The organism is Pseudomonas sp. NPDC087346 (assembly GCF_044744235.1).
Classification (GTDB): Bacteria; Pseudomonadota; Gammaproteobacteria; order Pseudomonadales; family Pseudomonadaceae; genus Aquipseudomonas.
In genome coordinates this window covers 6047-15507 of record NZ_JBIUXX010000089.1, presented here as the reverse complement: position 1 = coordinate 15507, position 9461 = coordinate 6047, and the positions used below count along the sequence as shown (strand labels likewise).

The following is a 9461-nucleotide window of genomic DNA, read 5'->3' as shown; positions in this document are numbered from 1 at the left end:
AGTCGCAACCTGTTCATGGTCGACCCGGGCGTCAAGTATTGGGACACCATCACCAGCAAGACCGTCGACGCACCCGGTTCGGCTTGGGCGGCGGGTCTGTTTGCCTGGACGGATGCTGAATACGGTTTCTGGGCTTCGCCGTCGAACAAGGAGTTGACCGGCATCACCGGTACCGGTCGCGCGGTCGAGTACCTGGACGGCGACGAGACCTGCCGGGCCAACCTGCTCAACAACGCCAATATCACCACGATCATTCGTGACGACGGTTACCGCCTGTGGGGCAACCGCACGCTGTCGAGCGATCCGAAGTGGGCATTCGTTACCCGCGTTCGCACGCTCTTCATCCTCATGGACGCGGTGCAGGCGGGACACAAATGGGCGGTCGACCGCTCGATCACCAAGACCTACGTGACCGATGTCACCAACGGTCTGAACGCATTCATGGCCGACCTCAAAGCCCAGGGCGCGATCATCAACTTTGAAGTGTTCCCCGACACCGAACTGAACACGGCCAGCCAGATCGCCCAGGGCAAGGTGTATTGGCGCATCCGTTTCACCGACGTGCCGCCGGCAGAAAACCCGAATTTCCTTTTCGAAGTCACCGATCAGTGGATGACCGAAGTGCTTGAAGCAGCCTAAGGGGGCGTAGCAAATGATTCCTCAGACTTTGTACAACACCAACCTGTTCGTCGACGGCGTGAACTTCTCCGGCGACGTGCCCAGCCTGACGCTGCCCAAGCTGACCACCAAGACTGACGAATATCGTGGCGGCGGCATGGCCGGCCCCATCGAGATGGATCAGGGGCTTGAGAAAATGGAAGCCTCGTTTGTCACCAAGGGCGTGCGCCGCGAGTCGCTGAAGTACTTCGGCCTGGCTGACGGCACGGCGTTCAACGCCACGTTCCGTGGTGCCTTCAAAGGTCACAAGGGCGCGGTAACGGCAGTCGTCGCCACCCTGCGCGGTCGCCTCAAAGAGGTCGATCTGGGTGACTGGAAAGCCGGTGATGCTGCCGAGATCAAACACGCCGTTGCGGTCACGTACTACAAGCTCGAAATCGACGGGCGCCTGATGTACGAGATCGACATGGTCGCCGGCATTCAAGTGATCGACGGCAAAGACCAACTCCTCGAAGTGCGCCAGGCGCTCGGCCTGTAAGGAAAGATTCAGATGACCCAATCAATCGCTAAAAACCTTCCGGCCTGGCTGTCGCTCAGTGCAGTCGGTGCCGTCGTAACGCTCACCCGCCCAAGCCAAGCCAATAGCATCGACGTCGAGACGTTGAACCTGCGCAACCCGACCGTGCGTGAAGTGCGCGCGGCTGACCGTGCTGCCAACGGCGATGATGAACAGCGCGAACTGATGCTGTTCGCCGGTCTGGCCGAAGTCGGACTGAAGGATCTGGAAGGCCTCAAGCTGACGGATTATCGCCGCGTGCAAACGGCGTATTCGCACCTGGTACCGAAAACCGATTATTCGGACTCGATGCCGGCGTGGTTGTCGCTGACCACCGATCAGGTGCTGGTAACGCTGTCGTGTCCGAGTGAGATCAACGGCGTGACGGTCGACAAGCTGGCTTTGCGTTCGCCGACCGTGGGCGACGTGCGGGCGGCCAACCGTGAAGTGGGTGGTGATGATGAGCAGCGCGAGCTGGTGTTGTTTGCCGCGTTGTCCGCTGCGCCTGTGGCGGATCTGGAGGGGCTGAAGCTGGTGGATTTTAACCGCTTGCAGGCCGGCTATTTTCGCATGGACAACGACGACGGGCTTTAACCCCAGCGTTATCAAGTCGGCGGCGAAACGTCTGGCGGCGGAAACCGGATTTTCCGCTGCTGAGATCCAGTCGATGCCGTTCGCGGATATGGTGTGGTGGCTCACGGATTGAGCCGCCACCGGTAGTGCTGGGCACATGAGGGCCATGACATGGCAAACAAACTCGCCCTCGGGCTGGTGATCGGCGGTGCCGTCAGTTCCACGGTCGGCGCCGCGTTCAAGGACGTGACCGGGCGCATCAAGCGCCTCGAGGCAGAAGGCAACAAAGCGCGGGTGCTGCAGCGCACGATTGGCGACACCATCCGCCTGCGCGAAGAATGGAAAAAGGCTCACGACACCGGCGCTGCCGGCGCGTCCAAATTACTCAACCGTTTAAACTCGAACCTCGACAGCTTGAAAAAGCAGGGGATCGAGGTCGGCCGGCTGGAAAAAGCCTATCGCTCGATGGGGCAGACGGCCAACAAGGCCGAGCTGAAAGCCAAGGGTCATCAGCAGATTGATTCTGGCGTAAAGGGCATGAAGGGCGCCGTCGGTGCAGCGGTGGTCGGTGTCGGTGCCATGGCGGTACCGACCAAGGTCAGCGCGGATTTTGGCGCCATTGTGCGAGACATCGCGATTAAGGCCGGCATTGCCAACAAGCCGCAAGAGCAGGAGATGTCGCGCAAGATCATCGACACTTCACGCGATACCGGCATGGCGCGCAACGATGTGGCCGACGTGGTCAATCAGTTGGTCGGCGCCGGTATGGACCTGAGCAAGGCGCTGGAATACGCGCCTGTCGCGGCCAAGTTTGTCGTGGGGCAGGGATCCAGCGGCGTCGACACGGCGAAGATGATCAACGCTCTGGGGCAGAACGCCAAGATCACCGACCCCAAACAGATGCAGCAGGCGCTGGAGGCGATTGCGTACCAAGGGCAGGCGGGCAGTTTTGAAGCGGCCGACATGGCTAAGTGGTTTCCCGAACTGCTGGCCAACATGGCCAGCAACGGCATCACCGGCTTGGACGCGGTGACGCAACTGGGCGCCATGTTGCAGGTGCAGATGAAGCAGGCCGGCAGTTCGGACGAAGCGGCCAACAACCTGAAAAACTGGATGGGCAAAATCGGTTCGACCGATACGGTCAAGGCTTACGAAAAAGCCGGGATCGATTACAAGGGATCGATGCAGACCGGTTTGCAAAACGGTATGTCGACGCTTGAGACCAGTATGGCGCTGGCTCAGAAATACATTCAGGCGACCGATCCAAAGCGCGCGGCGGCCATGGCCGAAGCGACGTCGAAAATCAGCAAGGAAGCCAATCCAGAAAAGGCCAAGGCCATGATGGCCTCGCTGGAAGAATCCTTGCGCACCGGCGACCTGTTCGCCGACATGCAGGTCAAGGCCGCATTGTCGGCCTACATGCAGAACAAGGCGCTGTACAGCCAGCTCAAAAACGATTCGCGTGACGCGACCGGGATCCTGGACAAAAACCTCGCCGAGCGGCGCGAGTCGTCATCGCAGAAATGGGCGGAAATGGCCCAGTCGATGGATGACGCCATGCGCAGCATCGGCGATGCCTTGCGGCCGGTTACAGACGTCGTCGCGGAGTCGTTGACCAAGGTCGCTAAAGGTATCACTTCGCTGTCTGACAGCTCGCCCGGAGTCGTGACGGGAATCGGATTGGTCAGTGCCGCATTGGTTGGGCTATCCGGTCTGTATAGCTCTTTCAAGATGGGCAAAGGAATGCTCAACCTGGCGCGCGGAGCCTTGGGTAAAGGCAAGTCAGGTGAAGTGCAAAAGGTCTTTGTGACCAACGCCGAGGATGGCGAAGGCGGCGGTAAAGATGCCGAACCCAAGGGCAAGGCCGGTAAAGCGCTGTCGCTGGTTGAAACCGGCCTCAAGGCAGTGGCGGCGTTCAAGGGCACGCCGGCGGAAGGCGATGATGACGCCAGGGAAGGCGACGACAAGAAGCCAGGCAAATTCGATCTGGTTTCCACCGGCCTCAAAGTCGTGTCGCTGGCCAAGGAAGCTGCCTCGGGCGGCGATGATGAAGGCGAGGCGGGCGGCGGTGGCGACGCGGTTAAAAAGGTGTTTGTCGTCAACGCCAGTGCCATGGGTGGCGCCGGCGGCGCAGATGCCCCGGGCGAAACTCGCCGACGTGGACGCGGCTCGCGGCGCAATGCCTCGCGGCGTCGGCCGCTGCCTCGCCCTGGCTCGTCGCGTCCACCGGTGCCGCGTCCATCTGCTCCTGTACCACGTCCACCGGTTCCCGTGCCTCGTCCGCCCGTTCCCGTACCAAGGCCGCCGATTCCACCGGTGCCACCAGTTCCGGCCGGTGCGATGTCCAAACTAACTGGGGTGGTGCAGGCCGTCGGCAAGGTCGGCAAAGTCGCCAAGGGGGTTCCTGGCGGTTCGCTGCTGGAAGCCGGTGCGATGGCGTTCGACACTTTCGAGAACGCCCAGACCAAGGACGAGAAAGCTGAGGGTTACGGTGCGGCTGCGGGCAATCTCGCCGGCACCATGGCCGGTGCAGCAGCTGGTGCCGCCATTGGTTCGGTGGTGCCAATCATCGGCACGGCCATCGGCGGCTTGATCGGTGCTTACCTCGGCAGTCAGGGCGGTGCGGCGCTGGGCGGATCTTTGGGTAAGTCGCTGTTCGGTGGCGAGGATGAAAAGCCCGAACAAACGGCAAAGACGCCGGTGCCGACCACGCCGCTCATGCTGACGTCAGCGGCCCAACAAGGCCCGGTGTTGGGTGATGTCGCACGCTCGATGGCGGTGACGGCGCCGCTCAAATCGGCGGCGCTGGCGATCCAACCCAAGGAGCCAGAAAAGCCGGTGCCGGCCAAGGTGGACCAGCAGTTTCAGTATTCTCTGAGCATGCCGGTCACGGTGCAGGGCGACGTCAAGGACCCGCAAGCTTTGGCGCAGGACCTGATGCCGCACATGCAGCGAATGATGGCGGACGCGGCGAAGAGTAACGCCGCCAAGCTGTACGACGAACCCCATGTCTAAGGAGGATTCATGGCTTACATGGAGCAGATGCAATCGAGCCTGAAGTACCTGGTCGAGGCAGCGGAAACCGGGCGGCGCAGTGCTGACGGCATGCTGACCCCGGTCAACGGTGCGATCCGCGAACTGACCGGCGCCGCGTCCGAGCTGGAAAACATCCCGTTTGTTGGTCCGGCCATCGGCGCCAAGCTTCAGCGGGTGATGCGCGGCGTCGACGCGGCTCAGGCCAAGGTCGGTCAGGTGGTGGCCGTTTACGGTCGCGCCACCCGGGCGGCGGCCGAAGTGCAGGATCGACTGGGCACGTTGAAGGAACAGGCGGGCAAGGCGGCCACGGCGATCAACAACGTCGCCGGTAAGGTCAGTCCGTCGCTGGCCAACATCGTGCCCACCAGTTCCTTTGCCGGTGAGGCTACGCCGGCGCCGGAGGCGGTGAAGCCGTTCCCACACTTGATGATCATTCAGCCGCGCGACCCGAAGATTGAGCCGTACTACTTCAACCTGGACACGGCGGCGTTTGATGAGCTGAGCCGTTCGACCGAATTCCGCTGGGCTTCGCAGGAACGGTTGACGCGCCGGCCGGCGAAGCAGGCCGTCGGTATGGGGGATGAAAAGTTGACGCTCAAAGGCACGATCTACCCAGGCTTCAAGGGCGGATTGAAGCAGCTCGACACCCTGCGCTCAATCGGGGCCAGGCTGCAACCGCTGACCCTGACCACGGGGTATGGCGAAGTGATCGGAACGTGGTGCCTGAAAAACATCAACGAAGAACAGTCCGCTCTGCTGCACGGCGGGATTGCTCGCAAACAGGACTTCACTTTGGAGTTTGAGCGCTATGGCGACGACATGCAGGACGTCTGATGGCGACATGCTCGATGTCATTTGCAACAACGTTTACGGCCATCTGAATGGCAGCGTCGAGGCAGTGCTCGATGCCAATCAGGGGCTGGCCGATGAGCCTCAGCCGTTCCGGTCAGGTGTGATTATCGTCCTGCCGGATCTGCCGAGTCCGACCAGTGAGGGCGTCAGCTTATGGGATTGATTCTGGCCGATGCCGTCGCCGGCGCGGCGCCGCGCTACCCGTAACGACACTTTGTTTTTTGACCCGCCTTGTGCGGGTTTTTTATTGGAAAAAATCCATGACTCCGATGTTTCGAATCGTCGCCGATGGTGCCGATGTCACGGCCAAGATCAATGATCGGCTGTTGTTGCTGCGTACCTCTGACAAGCCGGGCATGGAGTCCGACGAGTTTGAGTTGCGTATCGACGACCGTGATGGGCAAGTGCAATTGCCACGGCGTGGCAGCTCAATCGAGATCTACCTGGGGTATGCCGAAACGACCTTGGCGCGCATGGGCAGCTATACCGTGGACACGGTCGAGGTGTCAGGCCCACCCGATACCATCGTGATCAAGGGCAAGGCCAGCGACATGCGGGGCAGTGGCAAGACCATCCGTAGCGGAAGCTGGGAAGACGTGCCGCTGTCGAAGATCGTGGCTGACGTTGCCGCGCGCAATGGCTGGACGCCGGTGTGTCCGGTATCGACCAAGGTCGCCCGGGTCGACCAGCTCAACGAGTCCGATTTTAATTTCATCACCCGGCTGGCCAAGCAATACGACTGTACAGCCAAGGTCGCCGACAGCAAGCTGTTGGTGATGCCGCGTCAGGGTGGCCAGACAGCCAGCGGTAAGACGTTCGGCGCCATTACCCTGACTCGACGCGACCTCAGCCGTTGGCAATTCAGTCTCGGTGATCGCAACTCACACAAGGCGGTCGCGACCAAGCATCAGGACAAGAAGAACGGCAAGCTCGCGGTGGTCACCATCGACAATGATGACGCTCCGGATGGCCTGCCGGCAGTGCATACCGACCGCCATATCTACCCAAACAAGACCGCTGCTGAAGCGGCGGCCAAGGCCCGTCTGTCAGCGTTCAACCGCTCGACCGCCGATGTTCGGCTTGAGATGCCCGGCCGAACGGACATCTTCGCCGAGCGTCCCATCATCGCTCAGGGGTTCAAGGTCGGGCTTGATGGCGAATACCTGGGGGATTCGGTCGAGCAGGTGTTCACCCAGTCTGGCTGGTCCACCACGGTCGAATGCAATGCCGGCAAAGCAGGTAAATCCAAGGGCAAGAAAAAGAAAGGGCCGAAACCACCACTCAAGGTGGTGAACATCGAGAAGCAGTAGCCGCATCCCATCGCCGCCTGAGTGCGGTTTTTTTACGTCTGGAGTTTGTATGTCCATCACTGAACAACAGCTGCAAAGCATCATGCCCAACGCCCGCCGCCAAGCGGGCGTTTTTGTATCCGCCCTCAACGCAGCCATGGCCCATCGGCAGATCAACACGCCGAAACGCCAAGCCGCGTTTCTGGCGCAAGTCGGCCATGAGTCGGGCCAGCTGCAGTACGTCCGGGAACTGGGCGGCGATCAATACCTGAGCAAATACGACACTGGCAACCTGGCTGCGAAACTGGGCAACACCCCGGCTGTGGATGGTGATGGCCAGCGCTATCGCGGTCGCGGTCTGATCCAGGTCACCGGTCACGACAATTATCTGCGCTGCAGCTTGGCGCTGTTCGGCGACGAGCGATTGCTGCGCACCCCTGAGCTACTGGAGCTGCCGCAGTGGGCCGCTGAATCGGCCGCGTGGTTCTGGTCCGTGAATGGGCTGAACGCACTGGCAGATCAAAACGAGTTCAACACGATCACCCGCAGGATCAACGGTGGCCTCAACGGCCTACAGGATCGGCTGGAGTTGTGGGGGCGGGCGAGGGCGGTGCTATGCGTCTCGGCGAACTGATCCCGACGCCGTATCGACTGGTGGCCAAAGGTGTGCTGCTGGCCGTTTTAGCCGGTGCTTCCGCCGCCATCGCCTGGCAATTACAGGATTGGCGCTACGGCAAACATCTCGCAGAGCAGGCCCGACTCCACACCGAAACGCTCAATCAGATAACCCTTGCTTCGGTCGCTCAGCAGCGTGCCGAACAGGATAAACGCCTCGCGCTCGAGCAGCGCTTGGCAACCAGTGAACGTACCCATTACCGAGCCTTGAGCGATGTCCAACGTGATCAAGGTCGCCTGCGCGACCGCCTTGCCACTGCTGATCTGCGCTTGTCAGTCCTACTCGACGCCACCACCGGCGCCGGCAACGGATCGGTGTCAGCCGCCACCGCCACCGGCGGCGTGGTTCATGGTCCCACAAGAGCCGAACTTGACCCAGCGCATGCTCAACGAATTATCGGCGTCACCGATGACGGCGACCGGGGGCTGATTGCCCTCGCGGCCTGTCAGGCATACGCCAAAGAAGTCTCAACACCGAAGTGAAAAAGAGCGGCTGAGCCGGATGCGTCAACATCCGGATCAGCCGCCGTCCCTGCAGATGGTCCCTGCAAGTCCAGCCAAGGCTCTTGCTCCGTGCACAAAGCGCGGCGAGCCTAGCACCTGTTTATCCATACAGTAAAGGTCTTGCTATTTATGTCTACACCCATCATCCCTTGGATGGGCGGCAAACGCCGCCTGGCCGACCGCCTCATCCCGCTTTTTCCGCCACACGAATGCTACGTCGAAGTCTTTGCCGGCGGTGCCGCGCTCTACTTCATGAAGCCCCAGCCATCGCCCGTCGAAGTTCTCAACGACATCAACGGCGATCTGGTCACGCTTTACCGCGTCGTGCAAAACCACCTCGAAGAGTTTGTGCGCCAATTCAAATGGGCGCTCAGCTCGCGGCAGGTGTTCGAATGGCAGAAAATGACCCGCCCCGAAACCCTCACCGACATCCAGCGCGCCGCCCGTTTCTTCTACCTGCAGCACCATGCCTTCGCCGGCAAGGTCTCGGGTCAGACTTTCGGGACGGCGACGACTGCCCCGGCCATCAACCTACTGCGGATCGAGGAAAACCTCTCGGCTGCGTGGCAGCGCCTGTCCGGCACCTACGTCGAAAACCTCCCTTGGCTTGAATGTGCAGAGCGCTACGACCGTGCCCACACTTTTCACTACATGGATCCGCCTTACTGGCAGACCGCCGGTTACGGCGTGGACTTTCCGTTTGAGAACTACGAACAGATGGCCGACTTCATGCGCCGCTGCAAGGGCAAGGTGATGGTCAGCATTAACGACCACCCGGACATCCGTCGTGTGTTCGAGGGCTTCCATTTTGAAATGTTGGACATCCGTTACTCCAATACCAACCAGCGGCAAGGCAAAGCCGAAGTGAGCGGTGAGTTGGTGATCATGAACTGGTCGCCAGAATCGTTGGGGGGGCTGTTTTGACTACCAAGGTGTAATTCCCGGGCAGCCTGTCCCCCAGAGCTGTAAAAGTTCGGTGATTTTGATAAGGAGTTCAAATATTGTCGTCAAAAGAAAAACTATATTCATTTTTCAATCTCGCAAAGAATCATGCCGTGCCGAGTTGCGCGGTGTTCGTGGACGTCGAGTGGTGCTGTATCTAAGTTAGTTGTTACTTGGAGTGTGCGTCAAGCTTTGAGTTGATGTTTTAGTGAAATTCAATGCGTTTTTTGTTTAGGGCGTAAAGGGGCCGCGAACCATTATTTCTCCTGTTTGAGATTGGCTGTAGAAAATGCGATATAAATCAATCTATTAGCGATTATTGGAATGGGCCGAGGCGTTGTTGGCGCCGGCGGGGATCGCATAATCATTATTGTTATGCGTAACGCTTCGGGAAATGCGTAGGAAACCTGAGATAG

The 9461-nt window shown here is 60.2% G+C and carries 10 protein-coding genes and 1 pseudogene; all 11 read left to right on the top strand.

What is annotated here, in order from left to right; genetic code table 11:
- Nucleotides 1-639, top strand: a 639-nt coding sequence (locus ACIOZM_RS29345; RefSeq protein ID WP_401220587.1) for a phage tail sheath family protein, incomplete at its 5' end; no start/stop codon positions are given.
- A gap of 13 nt (nt 640-652) precedes the next feature.
- A complete protein-coding gene (locus tag ACIOZM_RS29340) occupies nt 653-1156 on the top strand; it encodes a phage major tail tube protein (RefSeq protein ID WP_142579941.1) in 504 nt (167 codons plus the stop codon).
- 12 nt (nt 1157-1168) lie between these two features.
- Nucleotides 1169-1459: pseudogene (locus ACIOZM_RS29335) on the top strand (phage tail assembly protein); the annotation flags it as partial.
- 24 nt (nt 1460-1483) lie between these two features.
- Nucleotides 1484-1768 (top strand): phage tail assembly protein, encoded by a 285-nt coding sequence (locus ACIOZM_RS29330; protein ID WP_401220590.1) that lies wholly within the window; start codon nt 1484-1486, stop codon nt 1766-1768.
- Nucleotides 1769-1918: 150 nt separating this feature from the next.
- On the top strand, nt 1919-4762 hold the full coding sequence (locus ACIOZM_RS29325) for a phage tail tape measure protein (protein ID WP_401220584.1): 2844 nt from the start codon (nt 1919-1921) through the stop codon (nt 4760-4762).
- A gap of 9 nt (nt 4763-4771) precedes the next feature.
- Entirely contained in the window at nt 4772-5617 is an 846-nt protein-coding gene (locus ACIOZM_RS29320; protein ID WP_401220581.1) for a phage tail protein, read from the top strand.
- Nucleotides 5592-5798 (top strand): tail protein X, encoded by a 207-nt coding sequence (locus ACIOZM_RS29315; protein WP_064596196.1) that lies wholly within the window; start codon nt 5592-5594, stop codon nt 5796-5798. Before ACIOZM_RS29320 ends, ACIOZM_RS29315 begins: the two co-directional genes overlap by 26 nt.
- A gap of 97 nt (nt 5799-5895) precedes the next feature.
- Nucleotides 5896-6945, top strand: coding sequence for a phage late control D family protein (locus tag ACIOZM_RS29310; protein WP_401220578.1), 1050 nt, complete (start codon nt 5896-5898; stop codon nt 6943-6945).
- A gap of 49 nt (nt 6946-6994) precedes the next feature.
- A complete protein-coding gene (locus tag ACIOZM_RS29305; protein WP_401220575.1) occupies nt 6995-7558 on the top strand; it encodes a glycoside hydrolase family 19 protein in 564 nt (187 codons plus the stop codon).
- Nucleotides 7540-8082 carry a lysis protein gene (locus tag ACIOZM_RS29300; protein ID WP_401220573.1) on the top strand — a complete coding sequence of 181 codons (543 nt, stop codon included), beginning with the start codon at nt 7540-7542 and terminating at the stop codon, nt 8080-8082. The genes ACIOZM_RS29305 and ACIOZM_RS29300 overlap by 19 nt, the downstream gene beginning before the upstream one ends.
- Before the next feature lie 150 nt (nt 8083-8232).
- A complete protein-coding gene (locus ACIOZM_RS29295) occupies nt 8233-9027 on the top strand; it encodes a DNA adenine methylase (RefSeq protein ID WP_401220570.1) in 795 nt (264 codons plus the stop codon).
- The last annotated feature ends 434 nt before the right edge of the window (nt 9028-9461 follow it).

What these genes read in the sequence shown, in the direction of transcription:
- ACIOZM_RS29340 (WP_142579941.1), top strand. Translation starts at nt 653, where the DNA reads ATGATTCCTCAGACTTTGTACAACACCAACCTGTTCGTCGACGGCGTG.
- ACIOZM_RS29330 (WP_401220590.1), top strand. Translation starts at nt 1,484, where the DNA reads ATGCCGGCGTGGTTGTCGCTGACCACCGATCAGGTGCTGGTAACGCTG.
- ACIOZM_RS29325 (WP_401220584.1), top strand. Translation starts at nt 1,919, where the DNA reads ATGGCAAACAAACTCGCCCTCGGGCTGGTGATCGGCGGTGCCGTCAGT.
- ACIOZM_RS29320 (WP_401220581.1), top strand. Translation starts at nt 4,772, where the DNA reads ATGGCTTACATGGAGCAGATGCAATCGAGCCTGAAGTACCTGGTCGAG.
- ACIOZM_RS29315 (WP_064596196.1), top strand. Translation starts at nt 5,592, where the DNA reads ATGGCGACGACATGCAGGACGTCTGATGGCGACATGCTCGATGTCATT.
- ACIOZM_RS29310 (WP_401220578.1), top strand. Translation starts at nt 5,896, where the DNA reads ATGACTCCGATGTTTCGAATCGTCGCCGATGGTGCCGATGTCACGGCC.
- ACIOZM_RS29305 (WP_401220575.1), top strand. Translation starts at nt 6,995, where the DNA reads ATGTCCATCACTGAACAACAGCTGCAAAGCATCATGCCCAACGCCCGC.
- ACIOZM_RS29300 (WP_401220573.1), top strand. Translation starts at nt 7,540, where the DNA reads ATGCGTCTCGGCGAACTGATCCCGACGCCGTATCGACTGGTGGCCAAA.
- ACIOZM_RS29295 (WP_401220570.1), top strand. Translation starts at nt 8,233, where the DNA reads ATGTCTACACCCATCATCCCTTGGATGGGCGGCAAACGCCGCCTGGCC.